Here is a 23967-nt window from a genome sequence, read left to right on the forward strand (position 1 = left end):
ATGCGCACGCCAACCACCTACATTTTTTATCCCTGAGCGTCGCAAACTTGAAGAGAGGGTGTGTGCCATAGTGGCCCTGGATGTCGTATGATAGATTCAGCACAAACAACATAGTCAGCACCATGCATGGCTTACTTTTGCCTGGGTAGGGAGTGTGGCGCTGGTTTGCAGCCTATGGCTGCAAACCAGCGCCACACTCCCTACCCAAGCGAGCGCCGCAGGCGCGAGTAGTCTAGCCAACTCAGCGTTGAGAAGCGAACAAATAAGAATGGAGACGTTAGCATGAGTGTATTGGATCTATTTCGCCTGGATGGCAAGACAGCCATCATCACCGGTGGGGGCCGGGGACTGGGAGAATATTTCGCGCAGGCGCTCTCAGAGGTAGGGGCCAACGTCGTGCTCTGCTCGCGCAAGCTCGCCGCCTGCGAGGAGGTCGCACGCGAGATTACAGCCAAAGGCGGCAAGGCCCTGGCCCTCGAATGCGACATCACCAAACCGGAGGATGTCGAGCGCGTCGTCGTCGCCACCCAGGAACACTTTGGCGCCATCGATATCCTGGTCAATAACAGCGGTGCCACCTGGGGCGCGCCCGCCGAGGAGATGCCCCTGGACAAGTTCCAGCATGTGATTGATGTCAATATCAAGGGCACCTTTCTGATGAGCCAGCTTGTAGGAAAAAGCATGATCGCGCGTGGCAAAGGCGGCACCATCATCAACATCGCCTCCGTGGCCGGACTGACCGGCGGACACCCCAAGTACATGCGCGCAGCAGGCTACCACGCCAGCAAGGCAGCCATCATCAATATGACACGCGACCTGGCCACAAGCTGGGCGCAATATGGCATTACCGTCAACGGTATCGCACCTGGCTGGTTCCCCACGCGTATGTCGCAAGGCCTGCTCGCCAAGTTCGGCGAACAGATGCAGGAGGGCATCCCCCTGGCGCGCTTCGGCACACCCGACGACATCAAAGGTGTGATCGTTCTGCTTGCCTCGCCCGCCGCAGCCTATATGACCGGCCAGACCATCGTCGTCGACGGCGGCTCCACGGCCTGGTAAACAAGCAGAGATATTGAGAGGAGAGAAGTCATGTCCAGTATCGAGTTACGTCAGGCCCTACTAACACGGTTGGGACGCTTTCCGGAGCATGTACCCCTCGAGCCAGTCTTTAGTAGTTCCATAGACGAGGGCGACTACACACGTATAGCCCTGACCTACATGGTAGAACACAGCGAGCGCGTGCCCGCATGGCTTCTCATACCCAAAGGAGATGCTCCTCAAGGTGGTTGGCCCGCAATCCTGGCTATTCATCAGCACGCAGGCCAGTTCGAACTGGGAAAGTCCGAGCCAGCTGGAGTAGCTGGTGATCCCATGTATTTCTACGGCCGGGAACTCTGCCGCCGCGGCTATGTTGTACTCTGCCCTGATCAATTGTGCTTCGAGGATCGTCGGCCCTCAGAGGAAGAGCGCCAGGCGCACTACGCGCTCAACGGCATGAATTATGAACGCTTCGAGTTCACCAAACGCCTCCTCTCCGGCTCAAACTTACAGGCAAAGTATCTTCATGATCTCTCCTGCGGCCTCGATCTCCTCTCTTCCCTGCCAGACGTAAATCGCTCACACCTGGGTGCTATCGGCCACTCGCTCGGTGGACAGGAGACACTCTGGCTTACCTGGTACGACGAACGGGTACGCGCCGCCGTCTCCTCCTGTGGCTTTGGCCTGCTGCGCACCATCCTACGCGACAATATCAATCATAATTTCGCTGCCTACATCCCCGGCATGCTCGAAATAGGCGACATGGACGCCCTTGTAGCCTCCCTGGCCCCGCGCCCCTTCATGCTTACAGCAGGCGAGCACGATCCCCTTTTCCCTATAGATGGAGTGCGGGTCCTGGCCAAACACGCCCAGCAAGCCTACTCTCAGGCAGGTGTGCCCGACCACTTCCAGACCCTCATCTTCCCTGCTGGGCACAGCTTCCCCTCTAATGTCAAAGCCGAAGCCTACGCCTTCCTTGATCGCTGGTTACAAAATACTTAACCTGAAAAGGAACTCTGGTATGATGGCAAAACGGAATCGCTCACACTTCTTACAGAAACCTTCGTCACGCTTTTTGCCTGGCTGAGCAACGACCATCTCGCACAGGTCGCTACCGATTGGGCTGCTGAATTTAACTACCAGCAGCCTATAATCCATGCTCCAACCTATAAGGCACTCCATGAGCTACGCGACGTAGCGAGCCACACCATAATCAGAGAATTATCCATCGTCATGTATCTATTTGGTTCTTCACAGTTTTGATATAAACTGGCCAGCCAGCGTGGTCAGGCCGTCTGAGAGAGTGCCACGCCAACAGAGGTAGTCGTGTCCACCGTTGAACTCGGTGTAGTGGACCTCGTAGCCTTTGAGACGCAGGATATCGCGCAGGTGACGGTTGGTGATGATCATACTGGTATCAGAAGCGTTCCTCTCTTGCAAGCCAACCTCCATGTAAAAGCGCACAGGGAGGCGCGGACTCTCAATAAACTGCTGTGTGAGCGATTCCTGTGGAATGCCATCTTCAGGGTCCGACTCCCACCAGTAGGAGCCAGATTGTGAGAGAACATTGCCAAAGTACTCCGAGGCGCGCAATCCCACGAAGGAGGAGGCCAGGCCGCCATAGCTGGAACCGCCAACAATGCTGCGCGCTGGATCGTCCGTAATATGATAGCGCTCGCGTACCCAGGGCAAAAGCTCCTGCTTCAGAAAGTCGACGAAGGGCTGGTGGCAGGGTAGCTCACGACTACGCGTCTCTCCGTCCAGGCTATCGGGAAGCACTGCGATCATGGGCGGAATTTTGCCCTCACTTATGAGATTATCGAGGATGGTTGGCGTGGGCACCATCTCAATATAGGCCGGGCCGTCGAAGAGCAGAAGCAGAGCATATGGCTCACTTTCAGAGTCATAACCGGGCGGAGTATAGATATACACGCGGCGCTCATTATTGAGAATCTCGCTGTGCACGCGATGCTTCTCTACTCGACCTTTGGGAACGTCGGGGCGTGGGGTAATGTAAGGCTGGGGCGGCGCTTCTGGTAGTTCCAGCACAGAAATCGTAAAACCGTGATCATTCTGACTATCCTCGTCTTTAGGAAAGGCAAAGATCTGCGGATTGAGTGGGTCGGCCACGAGACGTGTGCCAAGGTCAGCCTTCCAATCGAGATCGGTCAAGGGATCGTTGTGCGAGAGCATATAGGTCTGGCGCAAATTCGAGCGCACGCGATAGGAGCGATACCACAAGTCGCTTTCCAGCAGGCGCTGCATCTGGTTTTTGGCGGGATCGGTAAAGCCCGCCGGGCCGGAGAAGACCACCACATTCTGCGTATCCCCCTCGTCGCGCCAGAGGAAGGTCACCAGGTAATGCTCGGGATCATCCTCAATGCGCTCCATCAGTGGCGCGCCATGCTCGGCAATCTCTTGCCAGAAACTTTCTAAAGCGGCGTTATCGCCAGAGGAAAGCGCCTCTTTAAGCGAGGCGATACGAGGGCTGGTATATTCTTTCTTGTCTGTCATACGGAGTTCCTTCCCAACCCTGCGCTACTTACGTACGCGCCTACGCTGGGTATTTGTACTCTGCCTGGGGAGCGTAGGCGCGTACGTAAGTAGCGCAGGTTATTTTCACTATTTCATTATAACCGAAAAATTCATATGTTATAATAGCCTTTGCGCGCTTTTTTCGCGTTCCTCATAGTTTGAACTTTGTACTTTCCTTCTTTGGAGCATCTCACGTAGTTGAGTCCCGTGGGACCTCGTTGTCTCTTTTTGCTGTGAAAGGAGTTGATGGTGCGCTTCCCTGTCCGGCGCTACCTGGCGCTACTCTCTGTCTATCTTAGGCCACAGGGGCCAAAAATCTTCGCTCTGACATGTATCTTACTGGTAGATATCGGGCTGCAGTTGAGTAGCCCTAAGATCATTGAATATTTCATCAATACCTTTATCGCGGGCGGCGATATCACGGTGCTGCTCTTCGCTGGCTGCGCCTATATCGTCATTGCGCTCCTTACACAGGGTGTGGCCATATTGAGCACCTATCTGAGCGGCACCATAGCCTGGACGGCAACCAACCGTCTCAGGACCGACCTGGTGCGCCACTGCCTCGCGCTCGACCTCTCGTTTCATAAGACGCGTAGCTCCGGTGAGCTGATCGAGCGCATCGATGGTGATGTGGATGCGCTCTCCAATTTCTTTTCGCAGTTCTTTGTCGAGCTACTAATCAACCTACTCTTGCTGGCAGGCATTCTCGGCATCTTCTTCACTATCCACTGGCTGCTTGGTATCTTAATGGTAGCCTTCTCCGCTACAATGCTGGTGGTGATCACCCTTATACGCCGTCGCGTGCTGCCCCTGTGGAAGCAGAATCGCCAGCAGAGCGCGCTCTTCTTCGGCTTTCTGAGCGAGCATCTCTCGGGCAGTGAGGATTTACGCGGCAATGGCGCCGTGCCCTATGTGATGCTGCGCTTCTATCAGGTCATTCGCGCCTGGTTTCCCATCCAACGGCGGACACTTATCACCACGAACAACCTGGATGTTACTGTGCTCTTCCTCTTCGTCTGCGGTACCAGCCTCTCGCTATTTATCGGCGTCTACCTGTGGAGCACGAAGCTGATCGCTGTAGGCACGATCTACGCCATCTTTCGCTATACCGACCTGCTATCTCAGCCGCTTGACACGATCCAGACCCACATGCAGGATCTACAACAGGCCGAGGCCTGCATCCAGCGCATTGAGGAACTTCTACAAACCCGCACCCTCCTTCCAGATGGGCACGGCACACCTCTGCCAGGGGGAGCGCTTGCCATCGACTTTGAGCAGGTATCGTTCGGCTATACACCCGAGCAGAAGGTACTACACGACATCAGCTTTCACATGGAGCCTGGGACAGTCATCGGCCTGCTAGGCCGCACCGGTAGCGGCAAGACCACACTGGCGCGCCTACTCGCCCGGCTCTATGATCCACAGGAGGGATGCATTTGCCTGGGCGGAGTTCCACTAGTGGAGCCTTATCTGCGTGACTTACGCCGCCATGTCGGGCTTGTGACGCAGGATGTACAGCTCTTTCACGCCTCGGTACGCGATAACCTGACCTTCTTTGATCGCACTCTTAGCGACGCATATATCTTGGAACAGATCGAGCAGGTTGGCCTGAAAAGCTGGTGCGACTCGCTCTCAGCGGGCCTGGATACCATTATTGGTCAGGATGGAAGCGGACTCTCGGCTGGCGAGGCACAATTGCTAGCCCTGACGCGTATCTTCCTGCATAAACCGGGGTTGATTATTCTCGACGAGGCCTCGGCGCGCCTGGACCCGGCGACCGAGCGCCTGATGGAGCGCGCCCTGGATCGCCTTCTCAGCGGGCGCACAGTACTCATCATCGCGCACCGCCTCTCGACAGTCCAGCGCGCCGACGAGATTTTGATTCTCGAACAGGGGCGCATTGTGGAACATGGCAAACGTGCTGAGCTGGCACATGATCGCGACTCACGCTTCGCTCAGTTACTGCATCTAGGTCTGGAGGAGGCCCTGGCATGACTACGACACAGATTCCGGCAAGACAGACGCTCAATCTGCCGCACATACTCTGGCTCCTGTTGCGCCAGCAACCATGGCGCTATGCCTGCGGCGAGCTGCTGCCGCTCTCCTTCTTTCTAGCAGGGCGCCTGACCTTTAGCCTGTTGCTCCAGGTCTTCTTCAATAGATTGCAGCAGCAAAGCGGGCCAGACCTGGCTCTCTGGCTACTCCCTTTCGCATTTATCCTGGCAGCCCTGATGCGAGCGATTCTGGGTTCTCTTGGTAATCGCGCCCTTGTTACCGCGCTCTTTAAGACCACGCAAACCCTACGCCACAATATACTCAAACGCATCCTGGAACGACCCGGAGCCAGGCCTCTTCCAGGCTCTACAGGCGAGGCCATCAGCGGCTTCCGTGACGATATCGAGATCTTTGCTCAATTGTTTAGTCGACTGCTAAATGTTTTTGCGCTGACCTGCTTTACCAGCATCGCCCTGGTTATCATGTTACATGCCAGTGTGCGAATTACGCTCTTTGTCTTTCTGCCACTGCTCTGCGTCGTCATCGTAGCCCAGAGCATGAAGAAACGCCTGGAGAAGTACCGGGTCGCCAGCCGAGCCGCTACGGCTGAGGTAACGGGAGCCATCGGTGAGATCTTCGGCTCGGTGCAGGCCATCCAGGTTGCGGGAGCCGAAGAGCGTGTAGCCGAGCACTTCTCTGGTCTCAATAAGCGCCGCCATGACGCGATGGTTCAGGATAGTGTGTTGAGCGCGGCCCTGAACTCGCTCTTTGGCAACACGGTTGGGATTGGCATCGGCGCCATCCTGATCATGGCCGCCATCGCGCGGGGCAGCGAGCATCTCAGCGTGGGCGATATCGCGCTCTTCATCTCCTTCCTGAGCAACATTACAAATTTTGTACAAAGCATCGGTACCCTGCTGGCACAGGTCACGCAGACACACGTCTCGCTTACCCGCCTGCGTGCGCTACTCCAAGGCGCGTCCGACACAGCGTTGGTCGCGCCCGCCGAACTCTACCTTCAGCGTCCCTTGCCTCAAATTACCCTGCCAGCCCTGGACGCCTTCTCGGAACTCCACACCTTACAGGCACGCAACCTCTCCTATCACTATCCCGACACCGGGCGCGGCATTACTGGCATTCACCTGGAGATCAAACGCGGTACGCTCACTGTGATTACAGGTCGCATTGGCTCGGGCAAGACAACGCTGCTTCGTACACTACTGGGTCTCCTACCAGCAGAAGCAGAGGCAGAGATCACCTGGAACGGCGTCCAAGTCGCCGAGCCCGCCAGCTTCTTTGTCCCGCCACGCTGTGCCTACACACCACAGGTACCACACCTCTTCAGCGATACCCTGCGCGAGAATATCCTGCTTGGCCTGCCCGTAGGCGAGGAGCAACTACATAAGGCTATACGAAATGCAGTTATGGAGGAGGATGTGATACAACTTGAGGCTGGGCTGGAGACGGTTGTTGGCGTCAAAGGCGTCAAGCTCTCCGGGGGCCAGGTCCAGCGGAGCGCAGCGGCACGCATGTTGGTACGTCCCGCCCAGCTGCTGGTCTTCGACGACCTCTCCAGCGCTCTAGATGTCGCTACCGAAGCGCGGCTCTGGGAGCGCCTCTTCAGCGAAGAGCAGCACACCTGCCTGGTCGTCTCGCATCGTCGGACCATACTACAACGCGCCGATCAGGTCATCGTACTCAAGGAGGGTCACGTCGAGGTCTGCGGGTGTCTCGAAGAGGTCCTGGAACAGAGCGCGGAGATGCGCTACCTATGGCTAAAGGACGAGATAGAGTGAGGCTTCGGCCTTACTCTATCTCGTCCAATCGTGTAAGTAGCCGTGTACCCTGTATCCTTTAGGGTAGAGACCCTAGAAGGGTACCATCTTGACCAGTTGAGTACAGGCATTCTCACAGGCACGGCAGGCATTAGCACAGTCGGTATCTCCAATCCGGCTCGCGACATCAGCGCAATGTGCGCAGGCGGATGAGCACGCCTGGCAGGCATAACCAGCTAATGGAGAATCACGTAGCAACATATGAGCTGTGACCAGGGCCAGTTCTGAACAGTCAAGCATCACGTTGCCATGTGCGGCTTGCTTCTGCTTAGCAATCACTGCAGATTCCATACATGCTGTGTGACACCGTAAACAATCACGAATAGTATCTTGCACTTGACCTGTTAATGGGGAACTACTCTCTGCCATACTATCATCTTCCTTTCTAACGTTGCTATGGCCCTACTCACTACACGTCACGCCGCCTAAGAAATTAACTCCGGTATAACAGGGAAAAATACCTCAACAGCGTATCAGAGCCATATAGCTCATGCTCGCTTGCCCACGCATGCTACACTAAGAACTTATAGTTGAGACGCAAGGAGGTCTGTTAATAACATATGCAGAACAAGCAATTTATCTATCCCGTAAAGTTACAGCCCGGAGACAAGGTGGCCATACTCTCGCCCTCGGCGGGCCTGCCCGAGATCTTTCCCGAGGTCTTTGACCTGGGTCTGCAACGTTTGCGCGAGAACTTTGGCCTGATACCCGTGGAATATTCCTGCACTCGCAAGATGAACACATCTCCAGAGGCGCGCGCGCGCGATATCATGGCGGCCTTCGCAGATCCCGAGATCAAGGCTGTTATCTGCTCGATTGGTGGCGATGACCAGATCAAGGTGTTAAAACACCTGGACCCAGAGGTGTTGCGCGCTCATCCCAAACCCTTTCTGGGCTATAGCGACGCCACGAATCTGCACATGTATCTCTGGAACCTGGGCATCGTCTCCTTCTATGGAGGCGCGATCATGACACAGTTTGGTCGCTACTATGCGATGGATGAATATACGGTGGAGTCGCTGCGCCACGCCCTCTTCCAGGATGGCGAGTTTGAGATCATGCCCGCGTCAGAGTGGTCCGACGAGAACTATAACTGGGGAGAGCCGGAGAAGCTACGTCTGCGCGTACCTATGTTCAGCAATCCTGGCTGGAAATGGCACAACGCGGGCAGCATCATCGAAGGCACAGCCTGGGGTGGCTGCCTGGAGATTGTCGACTATCACCTGCGCGCACACCGCTACCTCCAGCCACTTGAGCGCTATAAAGATTGCGTGCTCTTCCTGGAGACCTCCGAGGAGATGCCTTCGGCAGAATATGTCTACCGCGTTCTTATTGGCATGGGCGAGCGTGGGCTGCTACAGCAGTTCTCCGCACTGCTTATGGGACGTCCCAAGACCTGGAATTTTGATCGTCAGCTCTCTACCGAGCAGAAATACACATACAATCGAGAGCAAGAAGAGGCTATATTGAAGGCTCTGCAAGAATACCATCCTTCCATGCCAGTCATCTTCAATATGGACTTTGGCCATACTGATCCCCAGTTCATGGTACCCAGCGGTGGTTATGTACGCATCGATGGGATCGAGAAACGCGTGTTTGTGCGATATTAGCCCGCTACTGGAACCTTCTCTTTCCTGGTGTAGAAACTATTTGCTGTGGTTGGAAGTATAAGAAGCAGTGGATAGAGCGGCTGCGTACACAATGGTATGCAAAAAGCTGCTGCCCGACGCGTCGGGCCGAGAGAGAAGGAGACTCTGATGAGTATTGAAGCCAATAAAGCCGTTGTCCAGAGGTATCTGGAGATGTGGGATACAGGCAACCTGGATATCGCAGAAGAAGTCCTGGCTCCAGATTTTGTGGATCACACACGCCCACACCAGGCGCCAGGTCCCGAAGGCGTCAAAGAGAACATCGCTACTTTTCGCAGTGGTTTTCCCGATGCCACGCATACAGTCATACATATGATTGGCGAGGGCGATATCGTCGCCTTCCGCTTCGCCAGGCGCGGCAGGCATAAAGGCATGTTCGCAGGCTTTCCCCCCACAGGCAAAGAGATTGTGTTGACAGGCGCGGACTTCCTGCGCATCGCCGATGGCAAGATCGTCGAGCTGTGGAGTTCCCAGGACGGCCTGAACCTGGCCCAACAGCTTGGCATGCCCATTGGTGGTTAATTAGATGATGTGGTGCACCGTGGCAGCCATCAGGCTGCCACGGTGCACCACATCATCTAATTACGAACCCAAAAAACACCTTTTGAAGAACGGCATCCTTTCGCGTCATACAATAGTAGGCATGTTATAGAATGGGCTATCTCTACAAATCTACATAGCGGGCGTAAAGGATACGAGGATGCAACTGGAAGGCTCTACGCTTGGACACTACAGGCTGCTGCATGTATTGGGGAATGGCGGCATGGGCGAGGTGTACCTGGCTGAAGATCCACGTGTACCACGCTATGTCGCGATTAAGGTGCTTAAAATTGACACCTCTCTGCAACAGGATGTGGAGAGGAATATCCAGCTCTTCAAGCGCGAACTTCAGGCCATCGCACGCCTGAACCATCGCTATATTGTACAACTCTTCGATTCGGGGCAGCAGATGCAGAGACGGATGCTGCTGGCATACATGGTGATGCCGTATTTTGAGGATGGGACCCTTGAGCAGTGGTGGCGCGAGCGGGGTACGGTGCCCAGACCGCCACACGAGGTTTCCCACCTGGTAACACAAGCCGCGAGCGCGCTGCAACATGCCCATGATCGCGAGATTATTCACCGCGATGTGAAGCCCTCTAACTTTCTAATTCGCGTTCAGGATACTGAGGTCGTGGGGCTGCCGGATATTTTTCTCTCGGATTTCGGCATCGCCAGGCTGGCAACTATGATGACGACCAGCACACAGATTCGAGGCACGCCACCCTATATGGCGCCAGAACTGCTTCAAGGTCACCCGGTCTTCGCCAGCGACCAGTACGCGCTCGCAGTCATGGCCTATGAGCTACTCACGGGCCGCATACCCTTCCGTGGCGGCAAGGCCCAGCTCGCCTACCAGCATACTCACGTCACGCCACCTCTACCCAGCACGCTTAATCCTAACCTGCCTCAGGCAGCGGATAACGTATTACTACGTGCTTTGCGCAAAGAGCCGGGTGAGCGCTATCCAGATGTGACTGACTTCGCATGGGCCTTGAAGAGCGCCCTGGCGCACGCCCCCAACTCAGACGCCATCGCGGTCCAGGCTCAAAGGTCCGTGAAGCTCTATCATACAGGCGAACAAACTGTACCTATGCATAGACGCCAGCCTGCTGGGCCCGAAGAGAATACCTGGCAAAATGTTGAGCCTCGCAGCCAGGTGAGCGCAGCCTTTCAGCCTGTCGCGCCGAGACACAAGCGTTCAGGCTCAGGCACACTTATGCCCCTCCTGCTGGGTTTCCTGATTGGACTAAGCATCATTGGCGTGCTGGGCTATTTCCTTATATATAATCAGCCGAGCACACAGTCGCCGAACGTCATTCAAGCAAATCCAGCGGCGACTTTCACAACTAACGTCAAACCCTCGCTTAGCAGTTCGCTTGCAGATAATGGAGCCGCCTTCAACTGGGAGATAAGCAAGGATGGAGCGGGTAAATGTGCCTTTCAACAGCAAGCCTATCACGTCAGCCAGTCGACGCTGGGCAACTTCACAACCTGTACCGCAGGCGCGACGAACGAGGCCAATTTCAAGCTCCAGGTCGATTTGCGCATGCTGAAAGGGGATACCGGCGGTGTAATCTTTGATGAGCAGCAGGGAGAGGGCGTATGCTATGCCTTCCAGATCAACCTAAATGGCAGCTACCAGCTCATCGTTTATACCGATAATACACGCGCTCATGCTCGCGTGCTTGTAAACAATAGGTCATCAGATATCAAAACGGGGACAGGAACGAGCAATAGCCTGGGCCTCTACGCCCACAATAGCTCCTTTGACCTCTACATCAATGGCGTCCTTCAAACCACGGTACAGGACACAACCTACCACAGTGGCCATATTGGTTTTTTAGCGGATGCGCAGAATGGGCCCGTAGAGGCCAGTTTCCAGAACCTGGCGATCTGGTCGTAGGGTCCATACGCAACTTATTTCGAGTAGTATGATGTGCTGGCTACTGGCGGCCGCCAGTAGCCAGCACATCATACTACTCGACTATTCTTTCATGGCTGCTATAAAGTGTTCCCTGGTGACAAATAATTTTTCGACATCTTCTTCCTGGCTGGCTAGAAATTCGCGGATCGCTAAGAGGCAGGCTCGCTGGCGGTATGCATTGCGCACGGCTTGCTCTGTTAGCTCACCAGAGATACCTAATTCTTTCCTGGCATCTTCAACTTCGGCCACGTCAATTTTGTGAAAGACAATGGTAGAGAAACTGTAGAGAGGTAAGGGACCCACAATGCGAAAATTGATATTCCCCTCCAGAGTCTGATCCAGGGCCTCCACAGTCGCATGAAACAGCTCTTCTTTAGACTTCTCAAGTAAAAAGCCGGCATTGATGATCATCTCATCATTGGCCAGATCATGGAGAGAGGTGTCCAGCACTACTTTGCCAAGAGTCTGAGTTATGACCTGCAAGCATTTCTCCTTCTCCTCTTTAAGCGCGCGTTCGATACACTGACCCAGGAGAATTTTATCTTCAAGGCTTACATTCTCGCCTTTGAGCGCCAGTTTGCGCTGTTGCTCCCGAACCTCAACATTGCGACCCGGAAGGGTGGCAATTATTTTCGCAAGCTCCCACCAGGCGACGAGGTCTAACTCGATCTTCCCTGCAATCTCGTCTAATAGGCCAGCCAACAGATTAGCGTCGTTGGTCAGAAACGCGCGTACCTCATCCTCACTCTCGAGCAGTGTGCCAAATTTAACTGGCGCAATCGTAAACCGCTGCATCACTTTCTCAGTAACCAGTTGATGAATGGCCAGGTCTTTGATGACCTCTTCTCTAGAGAGAGACTCATAGACGCGCCAGGGGCTATGAGAGACTATAGCAGCCAGCCCTTGATGACCTAGAGCAAATACCCTGGCATGCGCGTTGTTCCCGATGCCGATCTCACCAAATTCCTGGGGACCCGCTTCCTTAATGATGCCGTAAACGTATAAGCCATCTTTCATAACACACCCCCTACTTACCTGACACTCTTTAGACATGACTAGTATACAGGCACCCGATAACGTCAACTTCTTTTAGGAGTGCAGCAGTCGCCGCGCTGCTCAATATCTATAAAGGGTTCAGGCCTCGCGCTTACATAGCATAAAGGGCAAGGCTCAGTATTATTGCTTGTTTGTATACTTATATCTGATAGCTCTTACTTCTCTGATGAGAGAGACCAGAAGAAGATGTGTCAGCCACGTAGATGAAGGAGCAAGTTATGGGCCTATTCCCTAAACGCCAGAGCAAATTAAAGAATCCATTGAGTAAATTGAAGAAAAAACCTTTGCTGCCCCTTAGCAGACCCAAGAAAAGGAAAACGCGAAAAAAATTCCTGGGCATCTTCGGTAAAGGCAAATAAGTAGTGAGATGACGCTGCGGGGGGGCTGCGCTGCTAAAGCACGCGCCTACATATAATGGTACGAGGTTCCCGTACCATTATATGTAGGCGCGGCCTTCACTCTAGCGGTCGGTGAACTTTGGCTTCTGTTTATCTTTGGCCGCTTCGTAGAAGAGGCGATGGTCCTCGCCCATGAGCATCAAGGCCTGAGCCTGGGCCTCGGCCTCCAGCGCGGAGACGATGTCCATGTGCTGTTCGGCGTTGAGCATGTGTTTAGTCATGGAGAGAGCGAAACCCGGACCCTGAGCCAGCTTGCGCGCCCATTGCAGGGTGGCCTCCCGTAGCTCCTCGTGTGGAACGACGCGATTTACAAGCCCGTAGCGCTCGGCGGTCGTGGCATCGATGGTATCGCCGAGCATCAAGAGTTCGGTGGCGCGCCCCATACCAATAACGCGCGGCAGCATGTGCGCCGCCCCCATGTCTGCGCCTGTCAGACCCACACGCGAGAAGAGAAAGGCGATGCGTGCCTTCTCCGAGGCGAGGCGCAGGTCTGAGGCCAGGGCCAAGACTGCGCCCGCGCCCGCCGTCATGCCATTGAGGGACGCAATAATAGGCTTGTCGAGGAGGCGCATATGCTGCACGACCGCGCCTGTCATGCGCGTGAACTCCAGATGCCCCTTCATGTCGCGCTTAAATAGCTCACCAATAATTCCATGCACATCCCCGCCGGAGCAGAAATGCTCGCCCGCACCTGTCAGCACTACTACACGCACCTCGTCATCGCCGCGTAGCCCGGCAAAGAGGTCGCGTAACTGCGCATAGATATCAAAGGTCAGGGCATTCATGACCTCGGGCCGATTAAGCGTAATGTGAGCAATCCCGTCCTCGCCTACCTCATAAAGAAAGTCGTAATTCATAAAGATCCTTTGCTTGTTGTAGATAAAGGTAAAGAAGTGCTGGTTGCTGGCTGGCTTTGCCAGCCAGCAACCAGCACTTCTTTACCTTTATCATGACATGACACCGCCGCCATCGAGGTTGATGGCCTGGCCTGTGACGCCTTTGGCGATGTCCTGAGCGAGGTAGACCGCCAGGCCCGCTACCTCCTCTGGTGCGATCAGGCGCTTCTGGGGGCTTGTCTTAGCCAGGAAGTCACGGACCTGCTCCTCACTCTTGCCAGTCAGGGTCATCATATTGCGCACATTGCCATCCGTCATGGGCGTATCAACGTAGCCAGGACAGATGGCGTTTACTGTCACATTATAAGGAAGCAGTTCAGCAGCCAGGGCGCGCGTCAGACCGAGCACGCCATGCTTGGAGGCCGTGTAGGCAGCAATATAGCGATCCCCCACACGCGAGGCGATAGAGGCGATGTTGATGATGCGCCCTCCACGCTGCTCAATAAAGGTCGGCGTCAGGGCCTTGCAGACGTAGTAGACGCTGGTCAGGTTAATGGTCAGCATACGATGCCAGAGTTCATCGGGATGATCCACAAACTTATGGCTGCCCGCGTTCCCCGCGTTATTGACCAGGATATCGACACCACCCAGGCCTGCCTGGAGCGTTTGCGCCATGCTGCGCACCTGCTCGGGATCGGTCACATCACAGCACACAGCCAGGCTCTCACGCCCCTTCGCCTTGATCTCGCTTACGAGCTGCTCTAGCTCTTCAGCCGAGCGCGCCGTTACGCCAACGGTAGCCCCAGCCTCCGCCAGCGCCAGGGCGATGCTGCGTCCAATCCCCCGACCCGCGCCTGTGACGATGGCGCGTCTCCCCGCCAACGGCAAATATTGCTCTTGTGTCATAGTTCGTCCTCACGTTTCTATTCATTCGCTGTGCCAGAGGCAGAGGTCAGCGCGACCGGCTGCCAGGACGGTGTTGATTTCGTTGCTGGTGGTCAGGTAGCCACCGACGAGGGTGGGGATGCCCGCCTCGTTGCGCACACGGTCGCTGAGCGCGGTGAGGAAGCCACAGCCATAGGTAAGCTCGCTGGCTGGCGTGGTCTGCCCTGCCTCGACGATAAGGAGATCACAGCCCTGCTCGCGCAGGAGGCGCGCGACCTGGATGGCCTCGTCCACCTCTATCCCGCCTTTCTGGCAATCGCTCACGCTGAGCGAGACGGCCAGGGGCTTCTTAGCGGGCCAGGCCTGGCGCACGGTCTCAAAGAGCTCCAGGGGGTAGCGCATTCGCCTCTCAAGTGAGCCGCCATATATATCTTCACGTTTATTAGTAAGCGGCGTGAGAAAGCTTGCAAGCAGATAGCCATGGGCATAATTGAGGGTTAGCAAGTCAAAGCCAGCCTCCTGCGCCATGTGGGTCGCAGCGACAAAGGCCTGGCAAACGCGCTGCATGCTCTCCCGCTGCATCTCTTCGGGTACCTGACTGCGCGCCGTATAGGGGATGGGCGAGGCCGAGATAAGTGGCCAGGCACACTCACTGAGAGGTCTATCCAGGCCCTGCGAGCGAGGATAGGTCGCGCCACGCCGCCCCGCATGCCCAAGTTGCAGGCCGATCTTCGCGCCAGGGCGCACATGCACGGCTGAGACGATGGCTCGCCAGGCCTCCAGATGCTCGCGCTGATAGAGCCCCAGGCTGCCGGGATGAATGCGCCCGGCAGCCTCCACAGCCACCATCTCGCTCATGACCAGGCCCGTACCGCTGGCAATGGCCCTCTCCAGGCGCTCAGCATACGCGGGAGCAGGACAACCCGCCTCAGCCTCTTCTGGCGCTCCTGGCTGAGCAACAACGCGGTTAGTCAGCAGCAGGTCACGCACCTTAAAAGGCGTGAAGAGCGGAGGAGGCGCGACCAACGGCTCTACCCCCTGAGAAGGGCAGACGGAATCACCCAATACGGTATGCTGAGCTTGAGAGGCCCAGTGACGCGCGATGGCATCACCAAAATGGGTGTCACGCAGACGCAAATCATCATAGGTCACGCGTCCGCTACGTGTCAGCAGTTGGAAGGCGAAGGTCATAGGATCAAGGTCCAGGTAGCGACTCAAGGTCTCGAAATAGACGCGGCTCTCCTGGGCCGCCCGCTGGAATAGCTCCACGACTGGCTTGCGCTCAAGCTCGTAGGTATTGAGCGCGCTCTCCAGGTCACTTGCACCCGCCAGGGCCTCGGCGAGCTTGATAGCGTCCTCCATGGCAAGCTTGGTGCCTGAGCCGATGGAGAAATGCGCCGTATGTGCGGCGTCTCCAAGCAGCACGATGTTCTTGTGGTGCCAGTGCCGCGTCTTGAGCGTGGGAAAATTGATCCAGCGCGACTTGTTGGAGAGCAGGGGCGCGCCCTGTAAGAAGTCGGCAAAGAGCCGCTCACAATAGGCCAGGCTCTCCTCCTCACTCGCCTGGTCCAGGCCCGCGCTCAGCCAGGTTTGCTCGGTGCACTCAACAATAAAGGTGCTTGAGGAGCCGCTGGAGGGATAGGCATGGACCTGGAAGAGGCCGTGTTCATTTTCTTGAAAGATAAAGGTGAAGGCGTCGAGCACCTTATCGACGCCGAGCCAGATATAGCGCGCCTTGCCTGGCTCTATTTTCGGCTTGAAATGCTCGGCGTAGGCCTGACGCACGACGCTATTGATCCCATCGGCCGCGATCAGAAGATCATAGGGACCAAGCTGCTCCAGATCCTGTACCGGGTAGCCGAAGCGCAGGTTCACGCCCAGTTCGGCACAGCGCTGACGCAGGATGTCGAGCAGGAAGACGCGCGAGACGCTGGCGATAACGTGACCACCACAGCGGATGGTCTCTCCACGGTAGTAGACATCAATTGCGTCCCAAATCACAAAGCCACTGGTGAGCTGTTCGTAGGTAGGGTAATCGGCATGCTGGAAGGATGACAACGTCCGATCCGAGAAGACGACGCCCCAGCCATAGGTCACATCGGGCTGGTTGCGCTCAAGAATAGTGATATCATAATCGGGATGTGTCTTCTTGAGCAGGAGACCACAGTAGAGGCCAGCTGGCCCTCCACCCAGGATAACTATCTTCACCAGCCACCCCTCTCACCCTTTCTCGCGACGGTATGCCCATTGGAGTAACCCAGACCTTGTAGCACCTTTGCCAGGCGCTCGACCTGCTCGATACGCGGGACGGTGGGGAAGAGAATGACCTCGTCGCAGCCCGCCTCAGCGTAGCCCCGCAGGTATTGTGCAATGGCCTGGGGAGTAGTCAGCAATCCTTCGGCGATCTTCTGGGCAAAGGGACCTGTAAAGGCATAGTAGTCGCGCAGATAACTCATGCCATGTAGCTTCTCTTCTTCACCAAGGGCGAAATAGGCCTGGGCGCGCAGTTGCGGCCTACCTGGACGCCCCATGTCGCTCCAGGCGGCAAGGGCCTTGGCAGCCGCACGCGCAAAGGTCTTAGGTGGACCTCCACCATGCACATAGCCCTCCCCATAGCGCGCTATGCGGGAGAAAACCTGGTCGCTCTGTCCCCCTATCAGCAGCGGGGGCCCACCCGCGCGCCGTTTCACCGGACCAAAGGCTGGATCATCCCACAGATCGCGCAGCATTCCCAGCATCTCGGTAAAACTGCGGCCACGCTCCTGGTACTCAATGCCAACGGCATCGTAATCGTCCTGGCGTGCGCCAACGGCCACACCCAAGACGAGGCGGCCATCCGAGAGGGCATCAATGCTGGTCACTTGCTTGGCGAGGAGCATAGGATTGCGCAGGGGAGCGATAATGATCATGCTAACAAGCTGGAGACGCCGTGTCACAGCGGCGGCGGCAGTAAGCGCGGTAAGAGGATCATAGCTATCGTAGACGACGCGATCAATGACACCCAGGCTGGAGAAAGGGCCATATTCTGCCTGGCGCGCCCATTCTACCATGAGGTGTCCATCGGTGCCCGGCACACCGCCAGGTAAGCCTATTCCGACGCGCATAGAGTAACCCCCTTGTTACTTTTTTTCCATTTTTTCTGGCTGGATCACTTAACAGTATGTCACATCGTATCGCCATATCTCAAGCAGCAGCCTTTGAATAGGCGCGTACGCAAATATGGCACGATAACCGATGGGTGGGCAGTGCGCTACTGACGTACGTGCCTACACGTTGAGTGAGCATAACCACTACAACCGCACTTTTTTGGGTAAGGTGTAGGTATCTTGAGCAGAAAAGTCCAGCAGATTAGATCTTTAAGCTATTCCTCCTCGTTGGACTATCGGTAATAACGGAAGGTGCGGCGCAAGTCGTCAATCCAACCGTCCGGGATTTCCCAGGGGATGAAGTGACCACCGCGATCGTGAAGAGTGACGTTCACGTGGTTGTACCAGGATGCCCGATCGCTGCTTAGGAAATGCTGCACACGGTTCTCCGTAGAAACACCAGGCGGGTTCTCATAGGCCACAAACGTGATACCGGTGGGAGCTTCGACGACTGGCCAGCGGTCATGGACGGGTACCCACGGATAGCGGTTTGCATTCGCGTACATGCGCATGGAGGTTTCGATGGCATTATTAACCCAGAAAATCATGGCGTGCGTGAGGATATCGTCTTTCGAGAAGGTGTGCTCAACATTGCCATCGTTATCGCTCCATTTCGCCCATCGTTCTAGAATCCAGGCGAGCATCCCCACTGGGGAGTCGCTGAGTCCATATGCGAGGGTACTCGAATCGAGAACATGCACAGCTAGATGGGCAGCGAAACGGCGATCGAGCGATACGATCCCGGTCCGGATGTGCTCAGGAACGCTCTCTGGAATGGGATGCCCGCCGCTGAGATCCCATGCACGATCCCCATTGAACAAACTTAACTTTTGTGCAGAGCCAATATGGATCGCGTACAGTTCGTTGGCGTATTTATGCCCAAGCTGGCCAGTCACCAGTGCCCCGACATCACATCCACCAGCAGCGTACTTTTCGTAGCCAAGTATGCCCGTCATAAGGGTGTGCCAGAGATCAGCAACCTTCCAGAAATTCATATCCGGGTTGTTTGGCAGGGGCGTCGAGAAGCCGAAACCGGGAAGTGAGGGTACGATGACATCAAACGCTTCGGCAGGGTCGCCACCGAATGCACCGGGGTTCGCAAGCGGATCAATGACCTTGGACCAATGCCAAAAAGTCCACGGCCAACCATGAGACAAGATAAGTGGAACTGGGTTCGGGCCGACACCAGGTTTGCGCATGAAATGCACAGGAACGCCATCGACGTTCACCTGGTAATGTTCGTAGCGGTTAATTGCTGCCTCCGCTTTGCGCCAGTCGTAGGCATTAAGCCAGTAGTCAACAAGTTCCTCAAGGTAGCTTCGACCAACACCATAATACCAGTCGTCATTACCAACACCCAAAGGCCATCTGGTGCGCTTCAGCCGTGCGCGAAGGTCCGAGAGTTGTTCGTCCGAGACGTGGATTGGTGTGGGTTGAAGTGGAAACGAGGAGCCTGCCAGAGAGGCTCCTTCCTGGCTTCCAGGCATAGTTCACTCCTTTTCTTTTGCGCGTTCCGCGTGCTGTTCGCCGCTGGCGGAAGGAAGGGGGTGCAATGGTAGCTCGGCCTTTCTTCCTAATTCGATCGTATGGGCCAGAGCTGGCAAGGCGGCTGCAATTGCCCCACGTTCTTCTTGGGGCAATTGGTCGAGCAAGCTGGTAAGTTGCTTCACACGCGCGGCGTGGCGTACTTCGATGATCTGTGCTCCGCGTGTGGTGAGTTGTAGCAGCACCGCACGGGCATCGCGGGGATCTGCTCGGCGTTCGACCAATCCGTCGTGTTCGAGCCGTCTCACCATTTGCGTAATAGCCGGTTGCGTCATTTGTTCTGTTGCAGTCAACTCGGTCAGCCGCATGGAGCCTTTGCGAGAGAGCGTATGCAACACTGAAAGAGTGGTGAAACTCAGTCGTTCCACCGAGGGTAATCGAATAAAGATCGTCGTAAATTCTTCAATGATGGTCGTCAAATCACTGACATTCAAGTCAGCAGCAGAAAAATGATCTCCCATGCTCCTATTATATCACAAATTTATATAAATTTCTTATTGAAATTAAGAAAGGTGTCTCTCATGTACACCATGCCAACCAGTGTAGACATCGACAGTAGCGCACTTTCGAAAAACAGGTACACATCAAACGTGTATTATATTGATTACTATCTCTGTAAATCGTCGTTTTGTAGGGTCCATGCTGGCATGGACTCTTGAAAAGGAAAACCATGCCTGGAAAACATATCTCGTTGCTCTCACTCCTCTGTTGCCTGGCTCTTATACTTGGGGCCTGCGCAACAAATGGATCACAGCCATCCATTAGCAGGAAGCCTCCCATTCATAATCCGCATCCCACGACCCTCCCAACCAGTATAGCCACCTCTGGTAGCACGGATTGGACCATGTATCATCATGATGATGCGCGTAGCGGCTATCTAGCAAACACACCTGATCCACGCAGCCTCAGTAAGGCCTGGAACCTTAAGCTGGATGGCGCAGTGTATGCCGAGCCACTGGTAATTGGCAGCCATGTCATAGTGGCAACCGAGAATGACACGCTCTACGCCCTGGACGCTAAAACAGGGCAAATACAATGGCAACGGCATGTGGGTACGCCTGCCGCACGTAGCAACCTGCCATGTGGCAATATTGATCCTCTTGGAATTACCGGTACGCCGGTCTATGATCCCGCGACCAGATTGGTCTTCGCGGTTGCGGAGATTAGCCAGGGACCAGCTCATATCCTGGTGGGCGTCGATGTCCAATCGGGCCAGGTAAAGGTCAGGCGCGACATTGACCCCCCTGGCATCGAGGTAGTTTCACACCAGCAGCGGGCGGCGCTCGCCCTCGCCAATAATACGGTCTACGTAGCGCTTGGTGGCCTGGCTGGAGACTGTGGCAACTACCATGGGACCGTGATTGGTTCACGCACCGATGGCCAGGGAAAGCTCCTCGTCTACCAGGTACCAACCAACCGCGAGGGAGGCATCTGGGCGCCTCCAGGTCCAGTTATCGACGCCGACCAGAAACTTTATGTTGCGGTCGGTAATGGTGAATCTACAGGTGGAGATTGGGACCATACCGATTCCGTCTTACGTCTCTCGCCTGAGCTTGAGCTTGAGGAAGGCTTCGCACCCCAGCAGTGGGCACAGGATAACTCTACCGATGCCGATCTTGGCTCAATGAGTCCCGTCCTGCTCTCCAATGGCCTGATCTTTAGCGCGGGCAAGTCCGGTCAGGGCTACGTTGTACGCGCGCGCGCGCTAGGTGGCGTGGGAGGACAGCTTAATGAGCAGACCGTCTGCCGCTCCTTCGGCGGCGCCGCCACTGATGGGAGCCAGGTCTTTCTTCCCTGCGTCGATGGCGTTCAGCAAATCACTGTCAATACGGATGGCAGCATTACCCCCGGCTGGAAGGCTCCTTCACAGATCAATGGCTCGCCCATCATCGCCGGTCACACAGTCTACACCTTAGCCCCCCAGGGCACACTCTATGCGCTCAACGGCGCTAATGGCTCCACTCGTGCCTCTCTAGCCATTGATGCGACGACACGCTTCGCCACGCCAACCATCAGCGGCCAGCAGATCTTCATCGGCACCACCACAGGCATCACCTCCATCAACCTGGTTGCTTAGTATGCTCCCTTCGCGCCCGCGGCGCTCAGGGGTTAAGGGGTGTGGTGGCTGGTTGGCTGGCTCCGCCAGCCAACCAGCCACCACACCCCTTAACCCGATGAGTTTGAGAGCCAAGGCAGATAAACTGAAAATCCTGTGATGCGCATACCTTGATTTGACATTCGATACATTTTGTATTATTTTCTTAATAGAAGTTTTTCTTACAATTGAATGTCTTCGGGGCAGGGTGAGGAGAGATTGCCATTTTCTAAGGAGAAGGCAACTCTGCAATTCCCGACCGGCGGTTACAGTCCGCGACCCGTGTTCCACGGTGGATCTGGTGAAACTCCAGGGCCGACAGTATAGTCTGGATGGGAGAAGACGAAATAACCACATGAGCGCTATGCGCGTACATGATGGTGCCAATGTGTGGCCCGACGCTGCCAAAGCACGCGTCTACACATGATGGTATCATCATATGTAGACGCGTGCTTTGGCAGCGTCGGGCCATATAGTTCAATGCTGCTGCGCACTGCTTAGAAACCCGTCTACGTATACGTGCCATGGCCTCTCTCAGCGCTACTAAGGCCTGCTACTTGCTACCCTAAAGGGCATCAGGTACGGAGCTACTTATGATGCGCTCGTCTCCTCGTCCATGTCTGTTACTCACACTGCTTTCCCCATGTTCTGCCTCCGAGGATATTCTTGCTTGTTTGGAATCGCAAGGAGAAAGCGCTATGCAAACTCTTGGCTTGAATATCCATGCTCAAGAATTAGAGGCGGGACCACAAACACACTATATCAGCGTGCCGGAGGCGATTGAGGCCATGCGCGCGGGTAATATGGTCCTCATCTGTGACGACGAGGAGCGCGAGAATGAGGCCGATCTCTGCCTGGCAGCGCAATTTGTCACGCCCGAGGCCATTAACTTTATGCTGCGTTCGGCACGCGGGCTAATCTGCACCTCCCTCAGCGCGGAACGACTCGCCGCGTTGAAGCTCCCCATGCTCGATCAGTCAGACCAGCCACTACAGGGGACCGCCTTTACATCCTCCGTTGATGCACGCTCTGGCACGACTACTGGCATCTCGGCACACGACCGCGCCACAACCATTCGCGCCCTGGTCAATCCCGCTACACAGCCCTCCGACCTGGCACGACCTGGACATGTCTTTCCACTCATGGCCAGGCCCCAAGGTACACTTGAGCGGCGTGGGCATACCGAAGCCTCGGTTGACCTGGCACGCCTGGCAGGTCTGGAGCCAGCAGCGGTGATCTGTGAAGTGCTCAACGACGAGGGTGAGGCGGCCCGTGGCGAAGAATTGCACGCCCTGGCGCGCCAGTGGGGAATCGGTATTGTGACCGTGGACGCTATCGCCCGCTATCGCTCACAAGAGCAGGTCCGCCTCATCGCCACGACCCGCCTCCCTATCGGGAACAGCAACTTTCTCCTGCGCGACTACCTGGAGATCGCCAGCGATCAGCACTGCCTGACCTTCATCCTCGGCGACCTTGCAACAGACAGGCAGGAACCACCGCTATTACGCCTGCATTCGGCCTGTACCACCGGCGACATCTTTGGCTCACAGCGTTGCGATTGCCAGGCCCAGCTCCATACCTCCCTCCAGCGCATAGCCGAAGCGGGACGTGGTATCCTCATCTACCTGCCCCAGGAGGGGCGCGGCATTGGACTGAGCGCCAAGATCCAGGCCTACGCCTTGCAGGACCAGGGCTACGATACGATTAGCGCCAATGAGCTGCTTGGCTATCCCGTGGATGCGCGCCGCTATGATAGCGCGCTCGCTATCCTGCGCGACCTCTCGCTGACCCATGTGCGCCTGCTGACCAACAATCCGCGCAAAATTCAGGCCCTGAACGAAGGCGGAATCCAGGTTGAGCGTGTCTCCCTGGAGATCGAACCTACACCCGAAAACCAGAGCTATCTCGCCACCAAGCAGCAACGTCTGGGTCATCTCTTACAGCTCAGCACATCGCATGATGCCAATCAGGAAGGAACAATCCTATGATGACAACGCCAAACCTCTCTATTCACCTCCCCGAACCCAACCTGGATGGGCGAGATCTACACATCGGTATCGTCGTTGCACGCTACAACTGGGCCATCACGGGCGCCATGCTTGAGCGGGCCACCGCTGAACTGATCCGCCTGGGCGTCGCACCCGAACACATCCAGGCCCGTAGCGTTCCTGGAGCGTTTGAACTGGCAACCCTCGCCCATGGCATGCTCGCCAGTGCGCACTACGACGCCCTGCTCTGCATTGGCTGCATCATGAAGGGGGCCACACGCCATGACGTTGTCGTCAGTGATGCCGCGGCACAGGGCATCCAGCGCCTCGCTCTGGAGAGCGGCATCCCCATCATCTTCGGCGTCATCTGCGCCGAGAGCCAGCAACAGGCCGAAGAGCGCATCGAACGCGCCACAGAATGCGCCCGGGCCGCAGTCGAGATGGCTCGCAGCCTGCAACAATTGCATACACATAATTAAAAGAAAGCAAAGAAAGCGAG

19 protein-coding genes and 1 riboswitch are annotated in these 23967 nt (G+C 55.9%); of the genes, 10 read left to right on the top strand and 9 right to left on the bottom strand.

Features of this window, described 5'->3' with window-relative positions; all coding sequences use genetic code 11:
* Positions 1–282 precede the first annotated feature (282 nt).
* Both KRAC_RS44895 and KRAC_RS44900 read left to right on the top strand, forming a co-directional pair.
* Positions 283–1059 (top strand): SDR family oxidoreductase, encoded by a 777-nt coding sequence (locus KRAC_RS44895; protein WP_007918778.1) that lies wholly within the window; start codon positions 283–285, stop codon positions 1057–1059.
* A gap of 30 nt (positions 1060–1089) precedes the next feature.
* Positions 1090–2040 carry an alpha/beta hydrolase family protein gene (locus KRAC_RS44900; RefSeq protein WP_007918779.1) on the top strand — a complete coding sequence of 317 codons (951 nt, stop codon included), beginning with the start codon at positions 1090–1092 and terminating at the stop codon, positions 2038–2040.
* A gap of 249 nt (positions 2041–2289) precedes the next feature.
* On the opposite strand, the gene fes is transcribed toward KRAC_RS44900, so the two are convergent.
* Positions 2290–3552, bottom strand: a complete 1263-nt coding sequence (gene fes / locus KRAC_RS44905; protein ID WP_007918782.1) for an enterochelin esterase — start codon at positions 3550–3552, stop codon at positions 2290–2292.
* Between the two features lie 267 nt (positions 3553–3819).
* Here fes and KRAC_RS44910 point away from each other — a divergent pair, with 267 nt between their 5' ends.
* Both KRAC_RS44910 and KRAC_RS44915 read left to right on the top strand, forming a co-directional pair.
* Positions 3820–5568 carry an ABC transporter ATP-binding protein gene (locus tag KRAC_RS44910; protein ID WP_211221437.1) on the top strand — a complete coding sequence of 583 codons (1749 nt, stop codon included), beginning with the start codon at positions 3820–3822 and terminating at the stop codon, positions 5566–5568.
* The gene (locus tag KRAC_RS44915; protein ID WP_007918784.1) at positions 5565–7364 is read left to right on the top strand and encodes an ATP-binding cassette domain-containing protein; all 1800 of its coding nucleotides are present in this window, start codon (positions 5565–5567) and stop codon (positions 7362–7364) included. Before KRAC_RS44910 ends, KRAC_RS44915 begins: the two co-directional genes overlap by 4 nt.
* Positions 7365–7436: 72 nt before the next feature.
* On the opposite strand, the gene KRAC_RS44920 is transcribed toward KRAC_RS44915, so the two are convergent.
* Positions 7437–7772 carry a four-helix bundle copper-binding protein gene (locus KRAC_RS44920; protein WP_007918785.1) on the bottom strand — a complete coding sequence of 112 codons (336 nt, stop codon included), beginning with the start codon at positions 7770–7772 and terminating at the stop codon, positions 7437–7439.
* 191 nt (positions 7773–7963) lie between these two features.
* Here KRAC_RS44920 and KRAC_RS44925 point away from each other — a divergent pair, with 191 nt between their 5' ends.
* The 3 genes from KRAC_RS44925 to KRAC_RS44935 all read left to right on the top strand — a co-directional run bounded on the left by KRAC_RS44925 (position 7964) and on the right by KRAC_RS44935 (position 11498).
* On the top strand, positions 7964–9013 hold the full coding sequence (locus tag KRAC_RS44925) for a S66 family peptidase (RefSeq protein WP_007918786.1): 1050 nt from the start codon (positions 7964–7966) through the stop codon (positions 9011–9013).
* Between the two features lie 147 nt (positions 9014–9160).
* The gene (locus tag KRAC_RS44930; protein ID WP_007918788.1) at positions 9161–9574 is read left to right on the top strand and encodes an ester cyclase; all 414 of its coding nucleotides are present in this window, start codon (positions 9161–9163) and stop codon (positions 9572–9574) included.
* A 178-nt stretch (positions 9575–9752) separates the two neighbouring features.
* Positions 9753–11498, top strand: coding sequence for a serine/threonine protein kinase (locus tag KRAC_RS44935; RefSeq protein ID WP_007918790.1), 1746 nt, complete (start codon positions 9753–9755; stop codon positions 11496–11498).
* Positions 11499–11579: 81 nt separating this feature from the next.
* On the opposite strand, the gene KRAC_RS44940 is transcribed toward KRAC_RS44935, so the two are convergent.
* From KRAC_RS44940 to KRAC_RS44970, 7 genes are all read right to left on the bottom strand, one after another.
* Positions 11580–12536 carry a GvpL/GvpF family gas vesicle protein gene (locus KRAC_RS44940; protein ID WP_007918791.1) on the bottom strand — a complete coding sequence of 319 codons (957 nt, stop codon included), beginning with the start codon at positions 12534–12536 and terminating at the stop codon, positions 11580–11582.
* Positions 12537–13035: 499 nt separating this feature from the next.
* Positions 13036–13830: an enoyl-CoA hydratase family protein gene (locus KRAC_RS44945; RefSeq protein WP_007918793.1), complete on the bottom strand. Its 795-nt coding sequence runs from the start codon at positions 13828–13830 to the stop codon at positions 13036–13038.
* A 90-nt stretch (positions 13831–13920) separates the two neighbouring features.
* Positions 13921–14715, bottom strand: a complete 795-nt coding sequence (locus KRAC_RS44950; protein ID WP_007918794.1) for an SDR family NAD(P)-dependent oxidoreductase — start codon at positions 14713–14715, stop codon at positions 13921–13923.
* A 21-nt stretch (positions 14716–14736) separates the two neighbouring features.
* A complete protein-coding gene (locus tag KRAC_RS44955) occupies positions 14737–16902 on the bottom strand; it encodes an oxidoreductase (RefSeq protein ID WP_007918795.1) in 2166 nt (721 codons plus the stop codon).
* On the bottom strand, positions 16899–17798 hold the full coding sequence (locus tag KRAC_RS44960; RefSeq protein ID WP_007918797.1) for an LLM class flavin-dependent oxidoreductase: 900 nt from the start codon (positions 17796–17798) through the stop codon (positions 16899–16901). Before KRAC_RS44960 ends, KRAC_RS44955 begins: the two co-directional genes overlap by 4 nt.
* A 275-nt stretch (positions 17799–18073) precedes the next feature.
* Entirely contained in the window at positions 18074–19327 is a 1254-nt protein-coding gene (locus KRAC_RS44965; protein ID WP_007918799.1) for an epoxide hydrolase family protein, read from the bottom strand.
* Positions 19328–19330: 3 nt separating this feature from the next.
* On the bottom strand, positions 19331–19846 hold the full coding sequence (locus KRAC_RS44970; protein WP_007918800.1) for a MarR family transcriptional regulator: 516 nt from the start codon (positions 19844–19846) through the stop codon (positions 19331–19333).
* A gap of 209 nt (positions 19847–20055) precedes the next feature.
* On the opposite strand from KRAC_RS44970, the gene KRAC_RS44975 reads away from it, so the two are divergent.
* The 3 genes from KRAC_RS44975 to ribH all read left to right on the top strand — a co-directional run bounded on the left by KRAC_RS44975 (position 20056) and on the right by ribH (position 23947).
* Positions 20056–21462 (top strand): outer membrane protein assembly factor BamB family protein, encoded by a 1407-nt coding sequence (locus KRAC_RS44975; RefSeq protein WP_007918801.1) that lies wholly within the window; start codon positions 20056–20058, stop codon positions 21460–21462.
* 208 nt (positions 21463–21670) lie between these two features.
* Positions 21671–21828: riboswitch (FMN riboswitch) on the top strand.
* Positions 21829–22178: 350 nt separating this feature from the next.
* The gene (gene ribB, locus KRAC_RS44980) at positions 22179–23468 is read left to right on the top strand and encodes a 3,4-dihydroxy-2-butanone-4-phosphate synthase (RefSeq protein WP_007918802.1); all 1290 of its coding nucleotides are present in this window, start codon (positions 22179–22181) and stop codon (positions 23466–23468) included.
* Entirely contained in the window at positions 23465–23947 is a 483-nt protein-coding gene (ribH, locus tag KRAC_RS44985) for a 6,7-dimethyl-8-ribityllumazine synthase (RefSeq protein WP_007918804.1), read from the top strand. The genes ribB and ribH overlap by 4 nt, the downstream gene beginning before the upstream one ends.
* The last annotated feature ends 20 nt before the right edge of the window (positions 23948–23967 follow it).

This window comes from Ktedonobacter racemifer DSM 44963 (assembly GCF_000178855.1).
Lineage (GTDB): Bacteria > Chloroflexota > Ktedonobacteria > Ktedonobacterales > Ktedonobacteraceae > Ktedonobacter > Ktedonobacter racemifer.